This window comes from Staphylospora marina (genome assembly GCF_003856495.1).
In the GTDB taxonomy this organism is placed as follows: Bacteria; Bacillota; Bacilli; order Thermoactinomycetales; family Thermoactinomycetaceae; genus Staphylospora; species Staphylospora marina.
In genome coordinates this window covers 1,936,631-1,961,952 of sequence record NZ_CP034118.1, presented here as the reverse complement: position 1 = coordinate 1,961,952, position 25,322 = coordinate 1,936,631, and the positions used below count along the sequence as shown (strand labels likewise).

Genomic DNA, 25,322 nt, shown 5'->3' with positions numbered 1-25,322 from the left:
AAGAGGAACAGGAAAATCTTTTTCCGGAAAAGAGTAAATCTGACGGAACATCGGAAAGGACAGACAATCATGAACGGAAAGACCTCTGTTCATTTGGCCAAACAGGCAGTTTTTTTCTTTGCGGGATTGTGGATTCTCTCATGGGGAATCGTATGTACCGTCAAGGCGGACCTCGGAGTGGCCCCTTGGGATACCCTTCACATCGGTCTGTCCATGGTGCTGGGGCTGACCATCGGCTTTTGGATGACCGTCGTCGGCATCCTGATCGTCGGGTTGACGTGCCTGCTCACCCGGGAGTGGCCACGTTGGGGAACATTGGGCAACATGCTGTTCGTCGGTCCGTTCGTCGATGCGATCATGTGGATGGAACTGGTGCCGGATCCGGAGAGTCTTGTCGGGCGTTGGGGATTGTTTTTCATCGGTCTGCTCCTGATTGCCGCGGGGGTCGGGATGTACATCGCACCGAAAGTGGGAGCGGGACCGAGGGACGGCTTGACGCTGGAGCTCTCCCGCCTGAGCGGGTGGTCGATCGGCAGAGTTCGTACTATAATGGAAATGACAGTTTTGTGTGCCGGTTGGCTGCTGGGTGGGCCCATACATATCGGAACCCTCTTTTTTTGTGTCTTCACGGGCCCGCTCATGCAAGCATCGATCCGGTTGTTTGACCGGGTGTGGGGGAATTGGCTGAAACGGGGTGACAGACTTGAAAATATCGACAAAGGGACGGTACGGCCTGACGATCATGATGGATCTGGCTTCCCATTACGGGAAGGGACCGATTCCTCTGAAGAGCGTGGCCGAACGGCATGATTTGTCCGAACATTATCTGGAACAGCTGATCGCACCGCTTCGCAATGCCGGCCTGGTCCGCAGTGTCCGGGGGGCATACGGCGGATACAAACTGGCGAAACCGCCGGATGAAATCACGGCCGGCGACATCATCCGCGTTTTGGAAGGTCCCATCAGCCCGGTGGAGTTCACGGAAGAGGAAGATCCGGGGCGGAGAGACCTGTGGAAACGAATCCGCGACGCCATCGCGAAAGAACTGGACTCCACGACGTTGTCCAGCCTGATCCATTATTCCCGAGACGGACAGAATGACCATTACATGTTCTACATCTGATTTATTGCAATCGAGCAATCATCCGGAAGGTGAGATTTGGATGGCCATCTATCTGGATCACGCCGCCACCACTCCGCTGCGGCCGGAAGTCCGGGAAGCGATGCTTCCCTATTTGGACGGCGTTTTCGGAAATCCCTCCAGCATTCATCAATACGGAAGGGAAGCCAGAAACGGTTTGGACCGGGCGAGAGAACAAGTGGCGAGAGCCATCGGGGCGGATCCGTCCCGGGTGTATTTCACGAGCGGCGGAACGGAAGCCGACAACCTGGCAATCGTCGGGGGCGCCACCGCCCGGCTTCGGGAAGGAAAAAATCACGTCATCACGACCCGGATCGAGCATCACGCGGTGTTGGATGCGTGTCGACATTTGGAGCGCATCGGGTTTGACGTGACCTATCTGCCGGTGGACCGGACGGGCAGGGTGGACCCGGATGAATTGAAACGGGCGGTTACCGACCGCACCGGTTTGATCTCCGTGATGTACGGAAACAACGAAACCGGCACGCTGCAGCCGGTGCGCGAAATCGGAGAATGGGCCCGCCAAAGAGGCATCCTGTTTCATACGGATGCCGTCCAGGCGTTGGGAATGGAGGAATTGGATGTTTCCGGCCTTCCGGTGGATTTGTTGACCGTGTCCGGCCACAAGATCAACGGCCCGAAAGGCGCGGGAGCTCTGTACATTGCCCCGAAGGCCAAGATCTTTCCGCGGGCGTTCGGCGGTCAACAGGAACGGAAAATCCGACCGGGGACCGAGAACGTGGCCGGGATCGTCGGCTTCGGAAAAGCGGCGGAGCTGGCCACGATCGAGCGGGAAGAACATCGCAGGCATTGCCTCGCGCTCCGAAACACCCTGCTGAATGAACTCAGACGCCTGAATGTTCCGTTCGTCATTAACGGAAACCCGGAACATTTCCTTCCCCACATCCTGAACCTGGGCTTTCCGGGAGCGGACGCGGAAACGATGCTGATGAATCTGGACCTGGAAGGAGTCGCCTGCTCCAGCGGTTCCGCTTGCACGTCCGGCACGCTTCAGGTGTCTCACGTCCTTGATGCCATGGGGGTGGAGGAAGAGATTCTGCGCTCCTCCCTGAGGTTCAGTTTCGGATACGGAAACACCGAAGGGCAAATGAAGGAAGCAGCTTCCCTCATCGCACGGATTTTGCAAACCGTGGGCCAATCCGGATAAAGGAGAGAGATGCGTTGGCTGAAAACTTGTGGAAGCAGATGGAAGACTGGGAAGAAGAGCTGGATCAAATCAATTGGAAGCAAATGCTCGAAGAGATCGACCGGGCGCTGATGGACAACCTTGCCGCGGAGTTGGGCTTTCCCTCCTTTGAACGCCTGGAGGAAGCGTCTTTGGCCGTCAAGGATGATTTCCATGTGACGCACTTGTCCGACGGACGTTGGGTGTGGTGGAGTCCCACCGCCTATGCCAAAGAAGACCCCCTGTATTTTTCGGACAAGCCGTCGATCGTTCGATACATCTCGGAAATGCTGGGCCTTGACGAAGGAAAACGGGCTCATTTGGAAAGAGGACTCAGTCAGCTCCCGCAAATGAGCCGGTGCGACTGCTGCGAGCATGAGTTCAATCCCCGCGATCCCGAGCGGATGCACTGGGATTCACGGGGAGAACAACGTCGTTTCTGCTCGGCCCAATGCGCCGCCGAAGTATTGTTGGGAGAAATGAGAGAAGATTTGTCCGGTTGGAAAGAATGACCTCTTCTCAAGAGGTGGGGATGTTGACAACCCTTTTTGTCCGCCGCCACTGTTTCCTGCACACGGGCTTCGCGCAAGCCGCGAAATCGGCCGGGGAACAGTGCCGGCGCCCGTGCGCCTTTGTCAACAAGCTCTCCTCTTCAAAAGAGGTCATTTTTTCAAAGACGGAAAAGCGGGGATGGTCGATATGACGGTGAGCCAAACCCAATTGGAGCTTTTCGGGGACTGCTTCGTCAAAGGAACGTTTTCGCAGGAGATCTTCTACAACGAAGAAAACGGATACGGCGTGTTTCTGATGCGCGTCAATGAATCATCGGAAGAGGCGGATCCGGAGATCACCGTGGTCGGCAACATGCTCCGGCCGCATGAAGAGGAGATGTATGTCTGCTACGGCGAGTGGAGGGAACATCCGCGTTTCGGACGCCAATTTCATGCGCACCGGGTGGAACGGGAGACGCCGAAAACAAGGGAAGCGATCATTCGGTATCTGTCGGGCGGACTGTTTGAGGGAGTGGGCAAAAAAACGGCGGAAAAGATCGTGGATCACCTCGGAACCGATGCGTTGGTCATGATTTCGCGGAATCCGGACGTGCTGACCCGCATCAAGGGGATCTCCAAGGCGAAAGCGGAGAAAATCGCCGACCGGCTCCGGGAAAATCACGCGCTGGAAGAAGCCATGGTGTTCCTGTACGGATTCGGCATCGGTCCCGCACTCGCCATGCGGATCATTCAGCTTTACAAACATGAGACCATTGATCTCGTGAAGGAAAATCCGTACCGACTGATCGACGAAGTGGAAGGCATCGGTTTTCGCCGGGCGGATGAGATCGCCCGTGCACAGGGAATGGCCGAAAATGCGCCGGAACGCTATCGGGCGGCCGTGATGTACGTGCTCAAGGAGTCGGCCATGTCGGAAGGGCATGTGTTTTTGCGCCGGGATGAACTCAACACGAGGGTGAATGAACTGTTGGGAGGCAACGCGGAAGAATGGTTCGATGAAGACGTCCGAAGCGACTGCCTCCAGCTTCTGATCGATGAAGACCGCGTGGTGGAGGAAGAGGATTGCTATTACCTGCGGTCGCTGTATTTTGCCGAATACGGGCTGGCCAAGCGGACCAAGGAACTGTTGGAGTCGGACATGGAAGTCCCGTTCTCGGTCGGCGAGCTGTACGGAGTGATCGGGGAAATCGAAGAAGAATTGGGCGTTTCCTACGCCGACAGACAACGGGAAGCGATGATCACCGCTCTGTCTTCGCCGCTGATGATCCTCACGGGCGGGCCGGGAACCGGAAAAACCACGGTGATCAAAGGCATATGCCGCATGTACTCCAAGTTGTTCGAAGTGTCGATCGATCCGAAGGACTATGAGGGATCGGACCGGCCGTATCCCATCCGGTTGGCGGCACCCACCGGCCGGGCGGCCAAGCGGATGTCGGAGGCAACCGGGCTTCCGGCCATGACCATCCATCGCCTGTTGGGATGGAAAGGGGAAGGCTTTGAGCATCATTCCCAAAACCCGTTCTCCGGAGAGCTCCTGATCGTGGACGAGGCATCGATGCTCGACGTCTGGTTGGCCAATCAGCTGTTTCGGGCCGTTCCGGCGGGAATGAGGGTCATCCTGGTGGGGGACCGGGATCAGCTTCCCTCGGTCGGGCCGGGGCAGGTGCTTCATCATTTGCTGGCCGTGGAAGCCATCCCCAGGGTGGAATTGAACGAAATTTTCCGTCAGGCCGAAGGTTCTTCGATCATTCGGTTGGCTCATGAACTGAAACGGGGAAAGCTCCCGGAAGATCTGACCGACCCCCAGCCGGACCGTCGTTTTTTCGAATGCCACCGCGACCAGGCGGTTTCGGTCATCCTGCAGACGGTAACCGGCGCGATCCGCAGAGGGTACACCCTGTTTGACGTTCAGGTGCTGGCCCCCATCTACAAGGGGCCGGCCGGAGTTGACCGCTTCAACCGGGAATTGCAGCAGGCCCTCAACCCGCCTGACCCGCAGAAGAAGGAAATCACCTGGGGAGAATCGGTGTTCCGGTTGGGGGACAAGGTGCTTCAACTGGTGAACCATACCGAACACCCCGTGTACAACGGAGACATGGGCGTGATCATTTCCGTGGATGATGAGGCGACCGGAGACCGCCCGGTGCTTTGGGTACGGTTTGATCGTCTGGAAGTTCCCTACAAGCGGAGCCAATTGGGACAAATCTCCCTCGCGTACGCCTGTTCCGTTCACAAGTCCCAGGGTTCCGAATTCCCCATCGTGGTGTTCCCGGTTCTTCATGCATACCGCCGCATGCTTGCGCGAAATCTGATTTACACGGCCGTCACCCGCAGCAAATCGTATCTGATCCTCTGCGGGGAAAAAGAGGCGTTGGCCGAGGGAATCCGGGTGGTTCAGGGAGAAACGCGGAACAGCCGGTTGAAGCTGTTGATCGAAGAAGAATGGTGACATGCACGAATCCTTCGGGGGCCACGCTTTCGATGGGTCGGGGGGTTGTCGGACAAGGAGTGAGTGACGTGGAGTGGACGGACAAGGAATTTGTCGGTGAAGACTTCTCAAACCGGGAACTGACGGGCATCCGGCTCATCCGTTGTCGATTTGTCGGGTGTTCGTTCAAACGGGCCGAGCTGTCCGAAGCCGTCACGGCGGGAAGCGTGTACGATTCCTGCGATTTCACCGATGCCAGGATGGGAGCATCCGAACACAAGAAAAGCGCCTTTCTGCACGGGCGTTTTGAGAACACGGGTCTGTTTTCCGTCCGGTTTGAGGAGTGCAAAATGACCGGGAGCGTGTTTGCCTCCGCGTCTCTGAGGCATTCCGTCATTCGAGGCGGCGACTGGTCGTTCGTCGTGTTGAGGGGATTGGATTTGTCCGGCATGGATTGGTCGGAGGTTTGCCTGAAAGAGGCCGATTTGGGAGAATGCCGGCTGGACGGGGCGAATCTGCGCCGGAGCGATCTGACTCGCGCGGTTCTGCAAAATGCTTCTTTGAAATCGGCGGATCTTCGGGGGACCACGCTCTCGGAGGCAATCTTGACGGATGCCGTTTTCAGGGGAGCGCGAATGGGCATTGAACAGGCGGTGGCCGTTGCCGCTTCCCTCGGGGCCTTGGTGGAGTGGCAATGAAATCGGAGGGTTCTGAGGAAAATCACCCTGATTGGTCAAGATGAACGGACCGGCTCCTGCGGGAGCCGGTTTTTTTGTCCCTGAGTTCTTTCCAACATTCAGAAAATGGATGCAAGTGCATAAGGATATATTGTCGGATATTGAATGATCGACTTGTGATACCACAATAAATCGGGGGCTGGACTGATGGGCAAATTTCATCTGATCGGGATCAAGGGTGCGGGGATGAGTGCACTGGCGCAAGTCCTCCACGGCATGGGCCATTACGTGCAGGGGTCTGACCGGACAACGAGGTTTTTCACTCAGAAACCGCTGGAGAGTCTGTCCATTCCCCTGCTGGAATTCAATCCGAGGAACATCCTCAAGTTGGATCCGGGATTTACGGTGGTTGCCTCCAACGCCTGGCCGGACGAACATCCGGAAATTTCCCTCAGTCGGAAGCTGGGACTTCGTTTTTACCGGTATCACGAGTTTCTCGGAGAGCTGATCCGGCCGTTCACCAGCATTTCCGTCACGGGGGCTCACGGCAAAACCACCACGGCCGGACTCATGGCCCATGTGTTTGAAGAACAGGGACCGGTTGCGCGGATCATCGGAGACGGAACGGGTTCGGGACGAACCGGTGACAAGTGGTTCATTTTGGAGAGTTGCGAATATCGCCGTCATTTTCTGGCGTATCATCCGGACTATGCGGTCATCACCAACGTGGATTTTGATCATCCCGACTATTTCCGTGATTTCCATGATACCTTGCAGGCTTTTCAACAGATGGTCCGGCAGGTGAAGCAGGCGGTGATCGCATGCGGGGATGACCCGGGAGTGCGGATGCTTTCGTTCCCCGGAAAAGTGCTCTTTTACGGCTTGGAGCCTGCCAATGATCTCCGGGCATATCACGTGATGGTCGATGAACATGGCACGTCGTTCGATGTGTCGTTCCTGGGGAACTTCCTCGGCAGGTTTGCCATCCCGTTGCACGGCGACCACAACGTGCTCAACGCATTGGCCGTCATCGGGACCGCCGTTCTGGAAAAGCTGGACATGGAAAGGGTGGCGGACCGACTCAAAACGTTTTCCGGAGTACGGAGGCGATTTGTCGAAACGCCGCTGGATTCCAACATTCTGATCGATGACTATGCGCACCATCCGGCGGAAGTGACCGCCACGATCCGCGCGGCCCGCGACAAATATCCGTCGCGGCGTTTGGTGGCCGTATTTCAGCCTCACACGTATTCCCGGCTTGAACATTTCCTGGACGGATTCGCACGGGCGCTCGGGGAAGCGGACGAGGTTCATGTCTGCGACGTGTTCGGTTCCGTCAGAGAATCGACGGGAACCGTGGACGTGACGGATTTGCTGGAGCGATTGCCCGGAGCACGACATCTCAGCCGGGAAAACGTGGGAGAATTGAACCGGTATGAAGATTCCGTGATTCTGTTCATGGGTGCGGGGGACATTCAGAAATACCAACGCTGGCTGTTGGAATCCGGAGATCGCACCCGCAACGTGGAATGAAAACAGATCTGCCGAGCGTCGGGCACGCAGGGCTCCGGACGCTTTTTTTTCTTGGTTTCCGTGATATGTCATATCCAACAAATCCCCCACATGCCCCGAGCGTTCAAGATCATACTAACGTTTAGCGGGGGGAGGATGATTTTCCTTGCGCAAATCCAGGGATGTGATCGGTCTGCCGGTCATCTCGACAACGGGAAAGGTGCTCGGAACGGCGGCGGACCTCCTGTTTGACGACAACCGGCAATTGCGGGGAGTGCTTCTGGATGGCGGAGGAATCTTCAGACCCCGTCAATATGTCCCCAAAGACAACATCCGGGCGATCGGAAGGGATGCCGTGATGGTGGACGGTGAAGCGGCACCTGTCGATGACAAGGTGGATACGTGGATTTCTCTCGAAAACGGAGACCGCAGGCTCCTCGGAAAAAAAGTGCTGTTGTCCGGGGGAATTGATGCCGGCACCGTCTCCGATGTCTATTTTCTGGAAGAAGTGGGAACCCTCATAGGGTATGAGTTGTCTTCAGGGTGGATCGATGATCTTCGTGAAGGGCGCAAATCGTTGATGTCCGAAGAACCCCTTGTCTGGGGGGAGGATGTTCTGGTGGCGCCCGAACAGGGAGTCCGCCTTCGGGACCACTGATCCGGAAAAGGACAAGTTTGAAGGGAGAACCAATCATGCTTCGCTGTCCCAATTGCCATTCGATCGATCTCGGAATCGTGGGGACCCACCAGCTTTACTGCTGGCATTGTTTCATTGAAATGACCACGGACGGGGAACGGATTTCCGCCGTCTATCAAGTCGAAGAAGACGGGAGCCTCACCTCGCTGAACGACCTGTTTCTGGATGAGCCGCCGCAACCACTCATGTGGGACTGAACCGTCAAGGGGGGAAAATCATGCGTCATCAAGCGATCAGGACCCTCGTGCTGGGAAGCCTTCTGGCACTGGCGGCCGGAATCTGGATGAACGTCCGGAACCGGCGTCCGTGGAGCATCGGCCGATTGATCGACTGGATGAACCGCAGCCGCATTTCCCGGATGCTGATGTCCGAATGGTTTTGGAAACGGCTGCTCAGTCGGATGATGTTCGTCAGATGAGGCCGCCCGCCCCGGATCCTTTTTCGGAGGGTCCGGGGTTTTTCATGGATTTCATAATGTGGACGGGATCTTCGTATGTTATGAACAAGTCTTTGTTTCGGAGGTGCCCCGCATGGAGCGCTGGAATCTGCCAAGGATGCTCAACCTTTCGATCCTCGGCCTGATCCTGCTCGGCAGTTTCTGGCTGCTGCTGCAGATGAGTCCGTGGATCGGCCGGTTGTTCCAGTTCCTGAAGGCTGTGCTGGGCCCGTTTTTTGTTGCCATGATCATCTCTTATCTTTTGAATCCGGTGGTCAATTTGCTCAACCAACGGGGGATGTCCCGCTCGTTGGCCGTGTTGTTCATCTACACGCTCTTTCTCGTATGCATCGGCGTGCTGATCGTGAACCTGGTTCCGCTTCTGGGACTCCAGCTGAATGAATTGGCCGAACATCTCCCCGAGTGGAATGCCAAATTGCAAACGATGATCAGGGAGTACAATGATCACGGGAAAGAATTGCTGCCCCCTTCGGTTCAGGCGGGCATCGATGAAGCGCTCCGCAAGCTCGAATCCGGGATTTCCGAACAGGTGGAACGGATGATGGGCGGGCTGGGCGCACTGTTGAACCAGCTGCTCACCGTGCTGATCATTCCCTTTCTCGCCTTTTACATGATGAAGGACATCAAGGTGATCGAACGATCGTTGGTTCATCTGGTTCCACAAAACCGACGGCGCGGAATCATCCGGCTCGTCCGCGAAATGGACCAGGCACTCGGCAACTACATCAGGGGGCAACTGTTGGTTTGCGGGGTGGTGGGCCTGCTCGCCTACATCGGGTATTTGATCGTCGGAGTTCCGTATGCCCTTCTGTTGGCCCTGATGGTGGCCGTGTTCAACGTGATTCCCTATCTGGGCCCCATCTTCGGGGCGATTCCCGCCGTGCTGGTGGCGCTGACCCAATCTCCCGGCATGGTGTTGGGCGTCCTGATCGTGAATCTGGTCGTGCAGATGCTGGAGGGGAACGTGATTTCCCCGCAAATCGTGGGGCGAACGTTGCACATGCATCCCCTGTTCATCATCTTCGCGCTGTTGGTGGGTGGGGAAATCGGGGGCATCTGGGGCCTGATTCTCGCCGTCCCCCTGTTTGCGATCGGCAAAGTGGTGGTCGATCATCTGATTCGTCACGTGATCTTGCACCGGAATCCGTAGCAACCGTTACAGTCAACATTCACTTCCCGGCGGCAAACCGCAGGAGGATCGAGCCATCCGGCCTCGTCTGCTGTTCGAGCAGCGTCAGCCGGTACGGCGCGGTCGCAAAGTCCGGGCTGTACCCTTCAAAAACGGACGGGGCCTCTTTGTTGCCCAATATCATGGGCAGGATCTGAAGGTCCACCTCATTCACCAGCCCGGCCCGCAAGAGCGCCCCGTTGAGGGTCCCGCCGGCGGTGCTGACGATGAGATCCGTGTCGAACGTCTCCCCCAACTTGCGAAGAGCCAAGTCCAGGTCCACCCGGCTCTCTCCCGCAACAAGGTACGGCACTTCCCGTTCCCGCAAGAAAGCCAGATATCCGGCGGAAGTCTTGCGGCTGACGAGGGCCAGGACGTGGGTGTCGCCTTGGTGGGGATGTTCCCAGGCCACCCGTCCACGGCTGTCAACGACCGCCATCCAGCGCTTGAAGCGACGGATGACATGGCGGGGGAGGTAATCCTCACGAAATTCGTTCTCCGTCCCTGAAAGGACACCATCAATGCCCCCTGCATCCTTGGCCACAAAGGAGTTGCTCCCCTCCAAGATCACCGATGCGCCGTGGAGTTCCGCAAAGTCGATGAGCTGAAAGCCGGCCTCCAGGATCGGGCGCCATCGCTCATCCTGCCAAGAGGGCACGGACGACGCGGCGATCCGGCCGTCGAGGGTCATCGTGTTGGCTGTGACGACACGCAGGCTCATGCACCTCACCTCCATGGTTCGACAAGTCCGGAAAATGGTGAACATTCTCCTTCTGAAGAAGGGGTGTCGTCAGGTGGCAAGCTGAAGAGGTAATTTTCACAATACCCTTCGAAGACCGTTTCGTCAATTGACAAACGGAGATATTTCCCGTGGCCGTAAGGGGTTCAAAACCGGCCTTTTTTCTGTGCAGGGATCGGTCTGCAGGCTGCCGGATTTGCTCTGCTTCACGCCATTTTGAGCGCTTTGGCGAAAGTTTTTCCTCCAGGCGGTTTGAAACTTTTGTGGACAGTCTGTATAATGGGAGGGTGGAAACGATGAAACCCGATATGGACAACGCGAAGAAGGAACCGAGCATCCCCACCCCCGCCAGAGAGGAAAGCCCTTGGGCTGGAAGGCTTTCCCGGATCCGGTGCGGATTGCGGCCAGTTCCCGAGTGCAGCTAATCCCTGCCGGCGACCATGTCGCCGTTATCGAAAACGAAGTGACCGTCAGAATCACCGGACCGTCGGACTTGTCCGGGGATGACGGCGGTAATGAGGGTGGTACCGCGGGAGCCTTCCCGTCCCTTGAGAACCTGGGACGGGAAGGCTCTTTTTGCATTTTCGGTCAAAGGAGGCATTCGTCATGAAAGCGAGTGAAATCCGTCGCAAATTCCTGGATTTCTTCGTGGAAAAGGGCCACAAGGTGGAGCCGAGCGCTTCCCTCGTGCCGGTGGATGATCCCAGCTTGCTTTGGATCAACTCCGGAGTGGCGACGCTGAAAAAGTATTTTGACGGTCGTTTGACACCGGAAAATCCGCGGATCGTCAATTCGCAAAAATCGATCCGCACCAACGACATCGAAAACGTGGGCTACACGGCCCGTCACCACACGTTCTTCGAGATGCTGGGCAACTTCTCGATCGGAGATTACTTCAAGGAAGAAGCGATTGAATGGGCTTGGGAGTTCCTTACTTCTCCCAAATGGATGGGGCTGGATCCGAATCGCCTGTCCGTCACCATCCATCCCGAAGACGATGAAGCCTGCAAGATCTGGAAGGAAAAGATCGGCATTCCGGAAGAGCGGATCGTGAAGCTGGAAGACAACTTCTGGGACATCGGGGAAGGCCCCAGCGGCCCCAACACCGAGATTTTCTATGACCGTGGAGAAGAGTTCGGCGATCCGAACGATCCGGAAATGTACCCGGGCGGGGAAAATGAACGCTATCTGGAAATCTGGAACCTGGTCTTCTCGCAGTACAACCACAATCCGGACGGCACCTATACGCCCTTGCCGAAAAAGAACATCGACACCGGAATGGGGCTGGAGCGGATGGCTTCCGTCATGCAGAATGTGCCGACCAACTACGACACCGACCTGTTCCGCCCGATCATCGACACCACTTGCCGCATTGCGGGCGTGGAATACGGCAAAGACCGCGAAACGGACATCGCCCTGAAAGTGATCGCCGACCACATTCGCACCATCGTCTTCGCCGTGGGAGACGGAGTGCTGCCTTCCAACGAAGGTCGTGGATACGTGCTGCGCCGCCTGCTTCGCCGTGCCGTCCGGTACGGACGCAAACTGGGCATGGATCGCCCGTTCCTGTATGAACTGACCGGCGTGGTGGCGGAGATCATGAAGGACTACTATCCGGAGCCGGTGCAGAAAAAAGAGTTCATCGAGCGGGTCATCCGCGGCGAGGAAGAGCGGTTCCTGGAGACGCTCGGAGAGGGGCTGCGCCTGCTCGGGGAGCTGGCCGATGCCTGCAAGGCGGAAGGACGCACCGTCATCACCGGAGAGGAAGCGTTCAAGCTGTATGACACGTACGGATTCCCGATCGACCTGACGGAAGACTTCGCCCGCGAGCAGGGGCTGGAAGTGGATCGCGACGGGTTTGAACGGGAAATGGAGGCTCAGCGGGAACGCGCCCGTGCCGCGCGGGAAGAAGTGGACAGCATGAAAGTGCAGGGAGGACCGCTGGCCGAACTGGATGTGGAAAGTGAATTCGTCGGCTACACAGTGACGGAAACGGAAACCCGGATCGCCGCCATCATTCACGAAGATCGCTTCGTGGATCTTCTGGCCGAAGGCCAAAAAGGCTTGATCGTGCTCGAGAAAACCCCGTTCTACGCGGAAAGCGGTGGACAAGTGGCCGACAAGGGAACCGTCACCACCGACAAAGCCGTGCTGCGTGTGGAAGATGTGCAAAAAGGTCCGCGCGGCCAGCATCTGCACACCATCGTGGTCGAATCGGGCACCGTTCGCAAGGGGGATCGGGTGAAAGCGGCCATCGACGAGGAATTGCGCCGCGACATCGTCAAGAACCACACGGCCACCCACCTGTTGCACAAGGCGCTCAAAGAAGTGCTCGGCGAACACGTCAACCAGGCGGGTTCATTGGTGGCTCCGGACCGGCTGCGCTTCGACTTCACCCACATCGGTGCCATGACCCCCGAAGAAATCGCCGAGGTGGAGCGTCGTGTAAACGAACAAATTTGGGTAAATACTACAGTCGAAATCATGCACAAACCGCTGGCCGAAGCCAAGGCGATGGGGGCGATGGCTCTCTTCGGAGAGAAATACGGCGAGATCGTCCGCGTGGTCCGGGTGGGTGACTACAGCCTGGAACTGTGCGGCGGCACCCACGTCTCCAACACCGGGGAGATCGGGCTGTTCAAGCTGGTGAGCGAAAGCGGCATCGGCTCCGGCATCCGGCGGATCGAGGCCGTGACCGGAAGAAAAGCATTTGCTTATCTGGAGGAACAGTTGGGCCTCCTGAAGGAAGCGGCCGATGCCCTGAAAACGTCCCCGCAGGAACTGACGTTCCGGATCCGCCAGCTGCAGGAGCGAAACCGTGAGCTGTCCAGGGAAAACGAATCCCTGAAGGCCAAACTGAGCCAATCCGCCGTCGGCGAATTGCTCGGTCAGGTCAAAGACATCGACGGGGTTCCGGTGTTGACGGCCCGTGTGGAAGCTTCCGGGATGGACCAGCTTCGCACGATGGTGGACAATCTGCGGCAAAAACTGACCGAAGGCGTGATCGTCCTCGGGGCTGCGGAAGGAGCCAAAGTCTCTCTGGTGGCTTCGGTGTCGCCGAATTTCGTCAAGGAAGGATTGCACGCCGGCAAACTGATCAAGGAAGTGGCGGCCATCTGCGGCGGAGGCGGAGGCGGCCGGCCCGACATGGCCCAAGCCGGCGGCAAACGGCCGGAGAAACTGTCCGAGGCGCTGGCACATGTCGAAAAACTGTTGAAATCCCGCTCCTGAAGGATGACAAAAAAAGGACATTTTCGGGAAAAGAAAGAAGAAAGTAGAAGTCATTTCAGCGCGACGGTCATATGATTCGGGAGAGGGACCTCCCCGGCATCCCGGCCGGTTCGGTCCCTCTCCGGAAACGGATCGTCGGAATGACGCGTCTTTCGAACCGTTTGCTGGTCATCCTATCAGAGAGGTGGGGCCTTCCATGGATGAAACCATGAAGTTCAATTTTCAGGGCGACCAGAACAATGATGCCAAAGAAGTGCTGTTTCATGTGTACGAGGCACTGAAGGAGAAGGGTTACAACCCGATCAACCAGATCGTGGGCTACCTCATCTCCGGAGATCCCGCCTACATTCCCCGCCACAAGAATGCCCGTGCCATGATTCGCAAACTGGAACGGGACGAACTGATCGAAGAATTGGTGACGTTCTATCTGGAAAACAAGAAATGAAAGAGGAATTGCGTGGATGGATGAGTTTTCCATGGATATAGAGGGGTCTTCCCGGGTTTTGGGCCTTGACGTGGGGCAGCGGAGAATCGGTGTGGCAGTCAGCGACTCCCTGGGTTGGACGGCTCAGGGAGTTTGTGTCATTCAACGGGATGAAAACTGGCTGGACCGGTTGGACCGATTGATGGAGGAGTACCGTGTCTCCGAAGTGGTGGTCGGGCTTCCCAGAAACATGAACGGAACCATCGGTCCCCGCGGGGAAGATTCCATGCAGGTGGCCGATACGCTGAAAAACCGGTATGGTCTTCCCGTTCACCTCTGGGACGAACGATTGTCCACCATGGCCGCGGAACGGACCCTGCTCGAGGCGGACGTTTCCCGGAAAAAACGCAAACAGGTCATCGACCGGCTGGCGGCGACCTGGATTCTCCAAGGTTTTCTCGATGCGCAAAGGAGGAAAAATCATGAGCAACCATGAAGCACAGGACAGAGAAATTCTCATCATCCCCAACGACGAAGGAAAAGACGAAGAATTCGAGGTCCTTTACACGTTCGAACACAACGATACCGGCAAAAAGTACATGTTCGTCACTCCGGTGCAGTCCGAAGAGGACGATGAAGAAGAATATCAGGAAGTGCTGGCATTCCGCTACAATGACGACGGCGGCGAATTCCGGCTGGAAATGATCGACGAAGACAACGAAGAAGAATGGGACATGGTGGAAGAGATGTTCAACACCCTCTTTTCCGATTGGGATGAGGAAGAAGAGGGAGAGACGGAGGATCAGGGTTGAGGGCGTTTTCGGGCTCCCCTGACGACCGGGGCGTCAGGGAGGTGCGCCGTCTCCGCGATTCCCTGTCGCCCGGCGAACCGTATGTCCATCACCTGCCGGACGGATCCGCCGTTCATTACCGGGTGCTCGGCGAACTGGAGACATCCGGCCGTCATTATGCCATTTTGCAATCGTTTGACGACCACCCGGACGAAGCGGGCCTGTTCCGGATTGAACAGGGAGTTCCCATGGAAATTGATGATGACAATGAATGGGAAACCGTTGCCGAAGTCGTGGACGAAATGTTATATTTCTATGATTCTTGATGATGACGGGGGGATACCCTCGTCCTTTTTTTTGATGGCTATGCTAACATAGAATAAGATTTCGAAGGTGTGTAATTGAAACAATGTGTTCTCAAAGGAGTCTGACGCATGAGATGGTTTTGGCGCATCTTTTTCACGCTGGTGCTTCTGGCGGGATGGGCGCTGTTGGGGTATTTCTACGTTGACTTCACGTTGGGATCACCAAAACGCACCCAACCGGTGGAAGTGGAAATTCCGGAAAATTCCTCCATTCAACAAATCGGGAAAATTCTCAAGGAGAAACGCCTGATCCGGGAATCCTATTTCTTCCGCTATTACGTCCAGATGAAGGGGAAGACCGATCTGCGGGCAGGTTACTATGAAATCTTGCCGGACGAATCACTGGATGACATCCTGGCCAAACTCTCTTCCGGTGATGAAAACACGGTCAAAGTGGTCATTCCGGAAGGGAAAAACGCCCGTCAAATTGCGGAGATTCTGGAAAAAGCGGGCTTTGACAAAGCAGGTTTCCTGGATATGCTCAACAACAAAAAACCCAAATACAATTTTGAAACGGAGATCCCCAAGCATCCCGAACGGCCGTATCGCCTGGAAGGGTATCTGTTTCCAAGTACCTACTATTTCCGGAAAGATGAGACACCTGAAAATATTGTCAACAAGATGCTGGAGGAGTTCGCCAAGCGGATGGAAAATCTGGAGGTTCGCGACAAACTGGCGAACAACAAGGTTCCCGGCGGCATGACCGTGGATAAATGGGTGACCATCGCTTCCCTCGTGGAGCGGGAAGGCCAGGTGAAAGCGGAATTTCCCAAAATCGCCGGTGTGATCTACAACCGGCTGAACAGCAACCAATACCCCAAACTGCAGATCGATGCCACGATCGTGTACATTTACAGCATGAAGGGGCAAAAGGTGATGCCCACCCAAAAAATGACCAAACTGGAGCATCCCTACAACACCTATCACATCAAGGGTTTGCCACCGGGTCCCATCGGCTGTCCCGGGGAAGATGCACTGAAAGCGGCGTTGGAACCCACGAAACACAATTACTATTTCTATGTCACCAAAGAAGACGGGTCCGGAGAGCATTACTTTGCCTCAGACTATCAACAACACCAGAAGTACATCAATATGAGCCGGGAAAACAGGAGCAAACGCCAAGCGTCCGGAGACTGACGGACCCTTCGAACGACAACACCCGTTCCTTCACACGCAGGGGGCGGGTGTTGTCGTGTCCTCCGGCGACTTCCGTCACCCGTATGCCTGACCGACAAGGGCAAAGAGCCGGCTTCGGTCCGGGAGATCTGCTTTTCCCGAGACCATGACCGGAGGAACTCCATGGAGCACAAATCCCCATGCAATGCCTCACCGCCTCCGTGGCCAATCCCCTTCTTCTCCATTCGGGATCCACCATGACGAGACCCAGGGATGAAAGCCGTGAACCATATGCAAAGACGGCAGAAGCGGATACAACCCGACCTTCCGGACTGACATGACCAAAGAATGATCCTGCTTCCATGGCCGGCAGAATCTCCGTTTCTCCGTAATCCCACCCACGCATTTCGGACAATCCGACAATGCCCTGACAGTGCTCACGCGAAAGTCGCATCCGTTCCGGAAAAGATCATTCCCCGGTTGTTCCGTTTTTTCAATCCGTTTTCTGAAGTGGCCCCATGAGATGTTTCCGGTGCTCGACCGCACAAAACCGTCGTTTTGTTGAAGAAAACGTGGAGAAGCGGTGAACGGGACGGCTTTTTCGGTACCACCATGAAGTTTTGATGGGGTTGACAACATTCATTTGTCGGAAAATTGATTCGCTTCCCTGAGACCATCTCCCGGAGTATACCCGTCCCGCTTCCTGTCGAAGCTGGAAGGAGAGGAAACGGGGGGCGATCGATGAAAAGAGGACGGGCGGCATTCATCAGTTTCGTGTTTGCGTGTTGCTTTTCCGTCATCCTGGTACGGTTGTACAGCATTCAGGTGGAGCCGGTGCACGGATTCACCCGGTTCGGCACACCGGAAGATCTTGCGGAGAGGGCCCGGGAAAACCAGGATCGGGAAATCATCATCGACAGCGGGCGCGGACAGATTCTCGACCGGAAAGGACGTCCGCTCCGGGGAGAAGGAACGTGGCGCATACTGGCGTTTCCCATGACGCGGGAACAGATCGGCCTTCGGGAAGAGAAAATCGGGCGTCTGGCCGCTCTGATCGGCCATGATTCCGAACGGTTGAAAAAACGTCTTTCGGAACTGGAGCATCCGGTGATCCTCACCGATGAAAAAGGCGGGGAGATCGTGTTGGAAGCGGACGAGCGTCTTCAGGTGGAGAAGCTGTCCATTCCGGGCATTTTTCCCGTGCTTTCGGACGGTCGCACCGCCACCGGCAACCTGGCCAAACAAGTGATCGGTCAGGTGGTGCGGGCTCCCGAGCTGATGAAAAAGCGGTTCGGGGAGGAAGTGGAAGCGGGAAAATGGAGCGCCCATTCCCCGTTGGGCATCTCCGGCATCGAATCGGCATTTGAACCCTTTTTGCACAGTGAAGCCTGGAATCTGCTCGCCTACACGGCCACCAACACCGGTCGCCCTTTGAACGGTGTCGCCCTGCGGACCAAAACGGGGCAGGGAGCGGGGGATACTCCGGAACACACGCTCATCACCACGCTGGACAGGGAGATCCAGCGACGGGTGGAGACCATTCTTCGTGACGAGCAGGTCAAGGACGGAGCGGCGATCGTTCAGGAAATCGCCACCGGCAACATCCTGGCCATGGCCAGTCAGGGGGACGAATCCGGAAACAAGTCGGGGGACGGTTGGATCAATCGGGCCGTGACGGAGAAAACGCCCGGCTCGATTTTCAAGACGGTGGTGGCCATTGCCGCGCTTGAAGAAGGCATTGTCACGCCGGACACCGAGTTTCATTGCGACGGACACTGGGAGAAATACAATCTGCGGGATTCGGGACAAAAGGGACACGGGAAACAAACCTTTGCCCAAGCTTTCGCCAATTCCTGCAACCTGGTGATGGGGCAGGTGGCCATCAAGCTGGGAGCCGAGAAGCTGGAGGCCTATGCCAAACGGCTCGGCCTGGGGCAGAAAATCATCTGGAGAGGAACGGTGTTCCAGGATCCGCAATTTGCCCAGCTCCCGGAAGAACAAAGTGGAGTCATCTTCAAGGAACAGAGGGAAAAGAACGATCCTTGGGCACTGGTACGAACGGCCATCGGACAACAAAGCGTCCGGGTCACTCCGGTACAAGCCGCCGATTTGGTCACGGCTCTCTTTCACGGAGGGCGTCCGCCGCAGCCGCGGTTGGTCACGGAAATTCGGTCGGAAGACGGCCGGACGATCTGGAAGTTTGACAATCACTACATGCCCGGAGCCAAGCCGATTCGGGAGGACACCTTGCGGGCCGTCCGCATGATGATGCGCGGCGTGGTCACGCACGGAACGGCCAGGAGCGTGGGTGGCGGTGCGTGGAATCTGGCCGGAAAGACGGGAACCGCCGAAACAGGCACCAAAGAGAACCCGGTTTACAACAAATGGATGATCGGGTTCGGGCCTTGGGAAAAGCCCCGCTATTCCGTCGCCGTCGTTCTGTCGAACATCACCGATTCCGATGATCCGAAGGCCAAACGGATTTTCCGTCGGATCATGGATGAGTTGTCTCGAGTGGAAAAAGAAGGAATAACAGAGAATGGAAAAGAGAATTTGACAAATATAAAAGGAAAATAGAAGTAAAAAATAGAATACCAAGTAGGAAACAACCGGAAGGCACTTGGATTGCCGCGGCTTGCAAGCGGTGAAAGAGGCTGACTTTTTCAGCTTGACAGGGTTGTGTCATTATGGCAATCGAAGTTTCTTCTGGTTGTTTTGTTATTTCTGTCTGATTATCATATATGATAGGCAAAGGAAAATCCAAAGGAGTAGAAACGATGAAGATCACCGTGAACCTGACCAAGGCAGAACTGGACCTGATTGAGGAAGCACTCCTCCAATACCAGAACCTGCTGCTGAAATCGCGCGACCAGGATGAAGTGGTGAATGACGAATTGAAACTGGTCGAACGCGTGCTTGAGGAGTTCGGAATGGAAGGTCTGGATGAGGAAGCCCGCCAGCAGCTTCAACAACAGGCAGCTCAACAACAGAAGGCTCTGCCCGCTCCGCAAGGCGGCCAGTATTCGGGACACGGCCAATACTCCCAACCGCAATTCCCCGGCCCCGGCACGTACGTCACTCCGAACCAGTATCCGTTTTCCCGCTAATATTTGAAAAAACGAAATCATTGCATATGAAAAAGAGCCGCCTTTGAAAGGCGGCTCTTTTTTTACAGGAAGAACAGGATGAAGATACCAGCCACTGCAAAGCGGTACAGCGCGAACGGCAACAAACGGGTCTTGGGGATCAGTTGCAGGAAGAACTTGATCGCCAAGAGCGACACGATGAAGGCAACCACAAAACCGGTGGCGAACAGCGGAATGTCTTTTGCGCCGAGAATGTCCCAGCTCTTGTAGAGGCTCAGGACGTTGGCCCCGAGCATCATCGGGACGGCGACGATAAACGAGAACTCCGAAGCCGTTTTGTGATCGGCGCCGGACAGAATGCCGCCGGAAATGGTGGAACCGGAGCGGGAGAAGCCCGGCCACAGGGCCAACAGCTGGAACATGCCGATGATGAAAGCTTGCTTGTACGTGATGTGGTCCAGGCTGGTCGCCGTCGGCTTGCGCATGATCGTTTCGGCCAGGATCATCAACGCTCCCCCCGCAATGAGACCGATGACCACCCGTTGCGGGGAAAACAGCACTTCCTTGATGAAATCGTGGGCAATCAGACCGACAACCACCGCCGGCAGCATGGCAAGCAAGATATGTACGATGCTGAGAGATCCGCTCTCCGATTCCTTGAATTCTCCCACCTGGATGCCGATCAGGCTCAGCATGCGTTTCCAGAACACCACCACCACCGCCAGGATGGAGCCGAGCTGGATGAACACTTCAAACGTTGCGGCACGCTCTCCCGTGAAATGCAGCAATTCTTCCCCGACAATGATCATGTGTCCGGTGGATGAAACGGGAGCGAACTCGGTCAACCCTTCCACCGTGCCGAGCACAAAGGCGACGAAAATATCCCACCAATTCATGTTCGTCACTCCGTTTCTTTCTGGTTCGAGACAATTCCCGTTCGGTTGATGGGGGCATGCATACATTGTAACATCCGGGGCGCGACCAAAAAGTATCTTTTTTTTGACGATGGCATGCAAAAGCCGGTTCTTCAAGATCAACTCCCGAAGAACCGGCCGGTTCACTTCGCATGGATGCGCACATACCGTGCCAGCTGTCTTTTTTCGGAGGGCGAGAGGGCGGACAGACGGGACTCCAGCCGTTCTTGGCAGTATGCATACAGGTCATAATCCAACCGGTTTTGTTTCTTGATATGATCGATCATCTCCGGGGTCACCGGGGGATCCTTCGGACGGGATTTGGTGACGTTTTCCCGGGTGTACGGCCGGTGAGCCCAACCCATCGCGCGATTGAGCAGAAACACCGATTCCGGATACTTCTCCGTCAATCCGACGAGCAGGTAGTGTTTGCGGATGTTTTCCAAGGCCACCTTCAAGTCGGGGTTCTTCATCCCGGAGATGAACCGGGTCTGGTGATTGGAGAGGGGTTCCCGGATCAAGGGGTCGTTGGAGAAGACGAAATCATGCAGCGACATGTTGCTGACCATGTGATGAAGTCGGTTGGACGGACTGGACCGGATGAAATAGTAGGCGGAGATGATCCGGTTCAGAGGATCCCGCACCATCGAAAAATATTTGAATGGCCGCCTGAACAGCTTGTGAACCCCGAATCGGCAATGCCCGTACACGCAACGGATTCGGGAGATTTGCGCGGCGCTCAACCGGATCTTGTGCGCTTCCGAATGCGCCGGGTATTTGAAAATCTGTCCGGGCCGGAAATGCCGATCCAGGAAGCGGCGCATCGTCAGTCCCCCCGTTTTGGGGATGTGCGAAAAGATGATGATCGGTTTCATCTGGGCTCTCCTTTTTGGTTCTGTTGGGGCCGATGTTACAATATATGAGGCATTGACGAGGGTGTACCGGTCACTCGCCTGAACGATCCAGGAACCATACATTTTTCTCACGAAGGTGTCCCGGTTTTTTGGAACGAGGTTCGGACGGCTTCCTTCTCCGGAATCGTACGTGGAATGCTGCATGTATGGAGAAGGCGTCAACAAAACGGGGAGCCCAATCAAACTTCCTGATTTGGCGAGTCATTTCCGGGCTGAACGGCATCCGTGTACAAACGCAACAGTTTTTCGGTTGAGGGAAAGGCAAGTTTGTCCCAAGGGATTTCATCAAAGTTGAAGAAGCAACCTTTTTTGCTCTCGATGTTCACGGTGACTTTTTCATGATCGGAAATGGCTTAGTAGGTTAATTGGACAAGACCATCTTCCGGCAGAGAAAGGGTGTCAATGATCTTGCCGACTTTCACTGTCAGACCTGTTTCTTCTTTGACCTCGTTTTGTATGGTTTCAAAAAGATCCTGCCCGCGCTCGACATAGCCTCCGGGAAATGCCCACAATCCTTTCCCGGGGGCTTCATTTCTTTGGAGCAGAAGCACCTTTGTCCGTTCCCGGTTCAAGACCACCGCGACGACCGCCAGCTTGGGATCCAGGTAGAACACGAAGCGGCAGCGGTGGCAAACCAGCTGGGGCTGGTCGGGAATGTGAAGGTCTTCCAATGAGAAACGGTGACCGCAACGGGGACAGTATTTCAGGTCCTCTTTTTTGTATTTCCACTCATAGCGAAAGGCCAGATCGTTATTCAACGGAATGGCTCCTTTCTCCCGAAACATCGTATCAATGAGATCCCCGAGGTTGCATCCCGCATCCAATACAAGATTATCCGGCTCGGGCTGCAATCGTTCCAAACGAATGTGCCACTGCTTCAACACATCGGGCATCGCGGGACGCAGAAAGGCTTCCTTGGCCATCGTGTCATCAGCGTAAATTGTTAAAAGATATTACATGATACATATTCAAAATCTTTCCGGTAAGTCGGCATTTTTTTGTGCGGCCGTTTTTTTTCGCCATAAGACAACGGGTGACCGTCATACACTGTGTTGGATGTCTGCATCGCTTGTTCCAGGAACACGGACAAAAGCCCATGAATAGGATGGTCATGGTCATTGCGGATGAACCGGGATGGAGGTGCATCGGATTTGCCCGGTCTGGTGACGGCCCTGTTCATGCTGTTGAAAGAGATGCTCATCTTTGTTTCGTATGTCAAGAACAACGCTTTTCCCCATCCGCTGTCGGAAGAGGAGGAAGAAAAGTGCCTGCAACTGATGAAGCAGGGGGACAGAGAAGCCCGCAACCGGTTGATCGAGCACAATCTCCGGCTGGTGGCACACATTGTCAAGAAATTCGAAAACACGGGTGAGGACAACGAAGATTTGATTTCCATCGGGACCATCGGATTGATCAAGGCCATCGAATCGTACCAGCCGGACAAGGGAACCAAACTGGCCACGTATGCGGCTCGGTGCATCGAAAATGAAATCCTCATGCATCTCCGATCGCTCAAAAAGGCACGCAAGGATGTGTCCCTGCAGGATCCGATCGGTACGGACAAAGAAGGAAATGAAATCACCCTGATCGATATTCTCGGCACTGATCGGGATGAAGTGGTGGATCTGGTGCAGACCCGGATCGAAAAGAAGAAGATCTACAGCCATCTGCACATTCTGGATGATCGGGAACAGGAAGTGATCCGCTACCGGTTCGGGCTGGGAGGCGGAAAAGAAAAGACCCAGCGGGAAATCGCGAAGGAGCTGAATATTTCGCGCTCGTACGTGTCGCGGATCGAGAAGCGGGCGTTGATCAAACTGTTCCACGAATTTTACCGGAGCGGAGGAAATCGGGGGAGCATGGGTTGAATGCGGGGGAGTGTATCGCAAAAACGGTTGCCGAAATGGTCATTCTCTTTACGGTACTCATCACGGTCGATGGTGGACTTTAGGAGGGAATTTTTTGTGTGGCGGGTCTTTCAATGATCCAATACAGCTGCAATACGTGTTCAAAACGAAGAACGATGTCAAACCGGGTTTTCACCCGGTTTTTTCGTTTCGGTTCGACATAAATTTTCTTCATGGAAACACGGACATCCGAGATCCGCCGGGCAATGTTTATTGATCTTTCCAAGTAAGTGTTCGCGTCATATGGAATGCTCTGCTTAGAGGCTTGAATGATGTCTTCGGTGAAGTGGCACAACGCATCGAACAAACCCCATGGAATCCTTGAGGCTTTTCTTATCATGTATAAACGTATAAACTATATATACAAGAAAATCGTAAACAGGAAGGAGACGGGAGGATGAGTGAAGTGGCCAAGGAGTACCGCAAAGTGAACAAGCTCGGGCATAGCCTGAGTGTGACAATCCCGAAGAAACTGGCTGATCAGTACGGAATCCGGCAAGGGGATGTGGTGGAGTTTATCCCAAGCGACAAGGGCATTTTGATTCGGCCGTCCCAAACGTTGCCGCCGAATGTGGATCCTCGGTTCTTTGAATCGATGCAGAAAATTTTCCGGGATTTTGACGAGACCTTGAAAAACCTGAAAGATCGGTGATCCCATGAATCATGAAGAAGCCAAATCCCTGGTGGACCGTCTGATCCGGCAAGCGGTGGAACAGTTGGAGGAACTGGAACCTAAGCCCGATGTCCCCATCGACGTGAATTATCTGACGCTGGAAGAGATATTGCTGGCTCATGAAGCAGTCATGCGGCAATACGATGAACCGGAAAACGGCGGAGTACTGCATCCGGATGCGCTGAAGTCGGCGGTCCGGCGCCCGCAAATGGTGGCATTTGAGGTAGAGCTGCATCCCACGATCTGGCATAAAGCAGCGGCTCTCTTTCAATCCATCGTTCAGGGTCATGTGTTCCGCAACGGCAATAAACGGACGGGACTGACTGTCCTTCTCTATTTTTTGGACAAGAACGGATTTTACCCGGAGCAACTCCCGCCGGCGCTGGCCGAAGAATTCACGGTGGCCGTCGCCGGTGACCCCCGGCTGAAAGGGGAAGAAGCCTCCCGCATCTTGGCGACGGTCATTTGGATGCTGTTTCATATAGAATGAAAAAGGCTGGAGGGACGAATCCCTGCCAGCGTTTTTTCATTCGCCCAAGAAATGATCATTCAAAACTGTGAGTCCACTGATGATGGCGGCGACCATCGACGCATTGACAAGCGGGCGTTGATCAAAAGATTCCACGAATTTTTACCGGACAGGAGGAAACCGGGGAAGCATGGGTTGAATACGGGGGCATGATCGACGAGCGGGATTTGAGCGGAAACCGACACACATGAAACCCCCTTTTCCCGTGGAGAGCGGTTTCGTGAAAGCGAGCCCCTTGTCGTTTCAGACAAGGGGGTTAATTGAACGGGAAGCAGGTTTGGAACAACCGGCGTGGAGCGGGTTTCATCAGGAAAACAGTTTGATGTGCCAAAAAAGTTGAAATCCATTAAAATATTTTATTGATAAATCTGAAATCATCCTCGGTGTTGACGGACCGAACGAGATGTACGGAGGAGTGGGAAATGCGGGTCTTTGCATGGGTCATCGGTTGTCTGTTGATGGTGACGGGTTGTCAGAGTGACATGTCCTTTTCGCGGAAAACGGTCCCCCTGATCGTCCGGGTCATCGATTTGCAAGGCAAGCCCGTATCGGGAAGCTCGGTTGGCATCACTGCCGTGATTCCTGAAGAATTGAAGGGAGAAGTGGGAGCCGTTCCGGTGGAAGTACGTACGGATCGGCAGGGACAATTGGTGCAAATGGTCGGCGAGGATTCCGAATATGAGGTGACTTGCGGGAGCACGAAGATGAAAGTGAAGATTGGAAAGAAACCTGTATCGGTGGATTGCGTGACATCCGGGTAGCGGAAACCGGCAACCCTCCGCCGGTGTGCCGGCGGGGGTTCCGGCGGCTCACGGGGAGTCCCCGCGTGTTTGTTGGTGTTTCCCTGCAGCCACT

Annotated in this window: 28 protein-coding genes; 23 read left to right on the top strand and 5 right to left on the bottom strand. The window is 55.4% G+C overall.

What is annotated here, in order from left to right; all coding sequences use genetic code 11:
- Window positions 1–69: 69 nt before the first annotated feature.
- The 11 genes from EG886_RS09710 (at window position 70) to EG886_RS09660 (ending at window position 9,760) form a co-directional block, all read left to right on the top strand.
- Entirely contained in the window at window positions 70–810 is a 741-nt protein-coding gene (locus tag EG886_RS09710; RefSeq protein ID WP_124727956.1) for a YczE/YyaS/YitT family protein, read from the top strand.
- Entirely contained in the window at window positions 704–1,123 is a 420-nt protein-coding gene (gene cymR, locus EG886_RS09705; protein ID WP_124727955.1) for a cysteine metabolism transcriptional regulator CymR, read from the top strand. Before EG886_RS09710 ends, cymR begins: the two co-directional genes overlap by 107 nt.
- A 40-nt stretch (window positions 1,124–1,163) precedes the next feature.
- Window positions 1,164–2,309 carry a cysteine desulfurase family protein gene (locus EG886_RS09700; RefSeq protein ID WP_338134638.1) on the top strand — a complete coding sequence of 382 codons (1,146 nt, stop codon included), beginning with the start codon at window positions 1,164–1,166 and terminating at the stop codon, window positions 2,307–2,309.
- Between the two features lie 14 nt (window positions 2,310–2,323).
- Entirely contained in the window at window positions 2,324–2,839 is a 516-nt protein-coding gene (locus EG886_RS09695; RefSeq protein ID WP_124727954.1) for a hypothetical protein, read from the top strand.
- A 187-nt stretch (window positions 2,840–3,026) separates the two neighbouring features.
- The gene (gene recD2, locus EG886_RS09690) at window positions 3,027–5,288 is read left to right on the top strand and encodes an SF1B family DNA helicase RecD2 (RefSeq protein ID WP_124727953.1); all 2,262 of its coding nucleotides are present in this window, start codon (window positions 3,027–3,029) and stop codon (window positions 5,286–5,288) included.
- A gap of 32 nt (window positions 5,289–5,320) precedes the next feature.
- A complete protein-coding gene (locus EG886_RS09685) occupies window positions 5,321–5,965 on the top strand; it encodes a pentapeptide repeat-containing protein (protein WP_164491769.1) in 645 nt (214 codons plus the stop codon).
- 186 nt (window positions 5,966–6,151) lie between these two features.
- The gene (murC, locus tag EG886_RS09680; RefSeq protein WP_124727951.1) at window positions 6,152–7,477 is read left to right on the top strand and encodes a UDP-N-acetylmuramate--L-alanine ligase; all 1,326 of its coding nucleotides are present in this window, start codon (window positions 6,152–6,154) and stop codon (window positions 7,475–7,477) included.
- A 145-nt stretch (window positions 7,478–7,622) separates the two neighbouring features.
- Entirely contained in the window at window positions 7,623–8,114 is a 492-nt protein-coding gene (locus EG886_RS09675; protein ID WP_124727950.1) for a PRC-barrel domain-containing protein, read from the top strand.
- 35 nt (window positions 8,115–8,149) lie between these two features.
- The gene (locus EG886_RS09670; RefSeq protein ID WP_124727949.1) at window positions 8,150–8,350 is read left to right on the top strand and encodes a hypothetical protein; all 201 of its coding nucleotides are present in this window, start codon (window positions 8,150–8,152) and stop codon (window positions 8,348–8,350) included.
- 20 nt (window positions 8,351–8,370) lie between these two features.
- On the top strand, window positions 8,371–8,571 hold the full coding sequence (locus tag EG886_RS09665; protein ID WP_124727948.1) for a hypothetical protein: 201 nt from the start codon (window positions 8,371–8,373) through the stop codon (window positions 8,569–8,571).
- Between the two features lie 112 nt (window positions 8,572–8,683).
- On the top strand, window positions 8,684–9,760 hold the full coding sequence (locus EG886_RS09660) for an AI-2E family transporter (RefSeq protein ID WP_124727947.1): 1,077 nt from the start codon (window positions 8,684–8,686) through the stop codon (window positions 9,758–9,760).
- Window positions 9,761–9,779: 19 nt separating this feature from the next.
- On the opposite strand, the gene EG886_RS09655 is transcribed toward EG886_RS09660, so the two are convergent.
- Window positions 9,780–10,499, bottom strand: coding sequence for a RibD family protein (locus EG886_RS09655; protein WP_164491768.1), 720 nt, complete (start codon window positions 10,497–10,499; stop codon window positions 9,780–9,782).
- A 624-nt stretch (window positions 10,500–11,123) separates the two neighbouring features.
- Between EG886_RS09655 and alaS the strand changes: the two genes are divergently transcribed.
- The 6 genes from alaS (at window position 11,124) to mltG (ending at window position 16,465) form a co-directional block, all read left to right on the top strand.
- Complete coding sequence (gene alaS / locus EG886_RS09650; RefSeq protein WP_124727945.1) at window positions 11,124–13,748, top strand: alanine--tRNA ligase; 2,625 nt, start codon at window positions 11,124–11,126, stop codon at window positions 13,746–13,748.
- A gap of 196 nt (window positions 13,749–13,944) precedes the next feature.
- Window positions 13,945–14,193, top strand: a complete 249-nt coding sequence (locus EG886_RS09645) for an IreB family regulatory phosphoprotein (RefSeq protein WP_124727944.1) — start codon at window positions 13,945–13,947, stop codon at window positions 14,191–14,193.
- Window positions 14,194–14,209: 16 nt separating this feature from the next.
- Window positions 14,210–14,668, top strand: a complete 459-nt coding sequence (gene ruvX / locus EG886_RS09640; protein ID WP_241154302.1) for a Holliday junction resolvase RuvX — start codon at window positions 14,210–14,212, stop codon at window positions 14,666–14,668.
- Entirely contained in the window at window positions 14,655–14,984 is a 330-nt protein-coding gene (locus tag EG886_RS09635) for a DUF1292 domain-containing protein (RefSeq protein WP_124727943.1), read from the top strand. Before ruvX ends, EG886_RS09635 begins: the two co-directional genes overlap by 14 nt.
- Window positions 14,981–15,289: a DUF1292 domain-containing protein gene (locus EG886_RS09630; protein WP_124727942.1), complete on the top strand. Its 309-nt coding sequence runs from the start codon at window positions 14,981–14,983 to the stop codon at window positions 15,287–15,289. The genes EG886_RS09635 and EG886_RS09630 overlap by 4 nt, the downstream gene beginning before the upstream one ends.
- 108 nt (window positions 15,290–15,397) lie before the next feature.
- Window positions 15,398–16,465, top strand: coding sequence for an endolytic transglycosylase MltG (gene mltG / locus EG886_RS09625; RefSeq protein ID WP_124727941.1), 1,068 nt, complete (start codon window positions 15,398–15,400; stop codon window positions 16,463–16,465).
- On the opposite strand, the gene EG886_RS14130 is transcribed toward mltG, so the two are convergent.
- On the bottom strand, window positions 16,416–16,808 hold the full coding sequence (locus EG886_RS14130) for a GNAT family N-acetyltransferase (protein ID WP_420894170.1): 393 nt from the start codon (window positions 16,806–16,808) through the stop codon (window positions 16,416–16,418). The two genes, mltG and EG886_RS14130, sit on opposite strands and share 50 nt — an antisense overlap.
- Window positions 16,809–17,185: 377 nt before the next feature.
- On the opposite strand from EG886_RS14130, the gene EG886_RS09620 reads away from it, so the two are divergent.
- Together EG886_RS09620 and EG886_RS09615 are read left to right on the top strand one after the other, a co-directional pair.
- Window positions 17,186–19,021, top strand: a complete 1,836-nt coding sequence (locus EG886_RS09620; protein ID WP_124727940.1) for a peptidoglycan D,D-transpeptidase FtsI family protein — start codon at window positions 17,186–17,188, stop codon at window positions 19,019–19,021.
- Between the two features lie 200 nt (window positions 19,022–19,221).
- A complete protein-coding gene (locus tag EG886_RS09615; RefSeq protein ID WP_124727939.1) occupies window positions 19,222–19,551 on the top strand; it encodes a hypothetical protein in 330 nt (109 codons plus the stop codon).
- Between the two features lie 62 nt (window positions 19,552–19,613).
- On the opposite strand, the gene bacA is transcribed toward EG886_RS09615, so the two are convergent.
- From bacA to EG886_RS09600, 3 genes are all read right to left on the bottom strand, one after another.
- On the bottom strand, window positions 19,614–20,426 hold the full coding sequence (gene bacA / locus EG886_RS09610) for an undecaprenyl-diphosphate phosphatase (protein WP_124727938.1): 813 nt from the start codon (window positions 20,424–20,426) through the stop codon (window positions 19,614–19,616).
- 161 nt (window positions 20,427–20,587) lie between these two features.
- Window positions 20,588–21,319 (bottom strand): sulfotransferase family 2 domain-containing protein, encoded by a 732-nt coding sequence (locus EG886_RS09605; RefSeq protein WP_164491766.1) that lies wholly within the window; start codon window positions 21,317–21,319, stop codon window positions 20,588–20,590.
- Window positions 21,320–21,711: 392 nt separating this feature from the next.
- Window positions 21,712–22,281, bottom strand: coding sequence for an NUDIX hydrolase (locus tag EG886_RS09600; protein WP_124727936.1), 570 nt, complete (start codon window positions 22,279–22,281; stop codon window positions 21,712–21,714).
- Window positions 22,282–22,509: 228 nt separating this feature from the next.
- On the opposite strand from EG886_RS09600, the gene sigK reads away from it, so the two are divergent.
- From sigK to EG886_RS09580, 4 genes are all read left to right on the top strand, one after another.
- Window positions 22,510–23,226: an RNA polymerase sporulation sigma factor SigK gene (gene sigK / locus EG886_RS09595; protein ID WP_124727935.1), complete on the top strand. Its 717-nt coding sequence runs from the start codon at window positions 22,510–22,512 to the stop codon at window positions 23,224–23,226.
- A gap of 436 nt (window positions 23,227–23,662) precedes the next feature.
- Window positions 23,663–23,917, top strand: a complete 255-nt coding sequence (locus tag EG886_RS09590; RefSeq protein WP_124727934.1) for an AbrB/MazE/SpoVT family DNA-binding domain-containing protein — start codon at window positions 23,663–23,665, stop codon at window positions 23,915–23,917.
- 4 nt (window positions 23,918–23,921) lie between these two features.
- Window positions 23,922–24,428: a type II toxin-antitoxin system death-on-curing family toxin gene (locus tag EG886_RS09585; RefSeq protein WP_124727933.1), complete on the top strand. Its 507-nt coding sequence runs from the start codon at window positions 23,922–23,924 to the stop codon at window positions 24,426–24,428.
- A gap of 461 nt (window positions 24,429–24,889) precedes the next feature.
- Complete coding sequence (locus EG886_RS09580; RefSeq protein ID WP_124727932.1) at window positions 24,890–25,228, top strand: hypothetical protein; 339 nt, start codon at window positions 24,890–24,892, stop codon at window positions 25,226–25,228.
- Window positions 25,229–25,322: the final 94 nt, after the last annotated feature.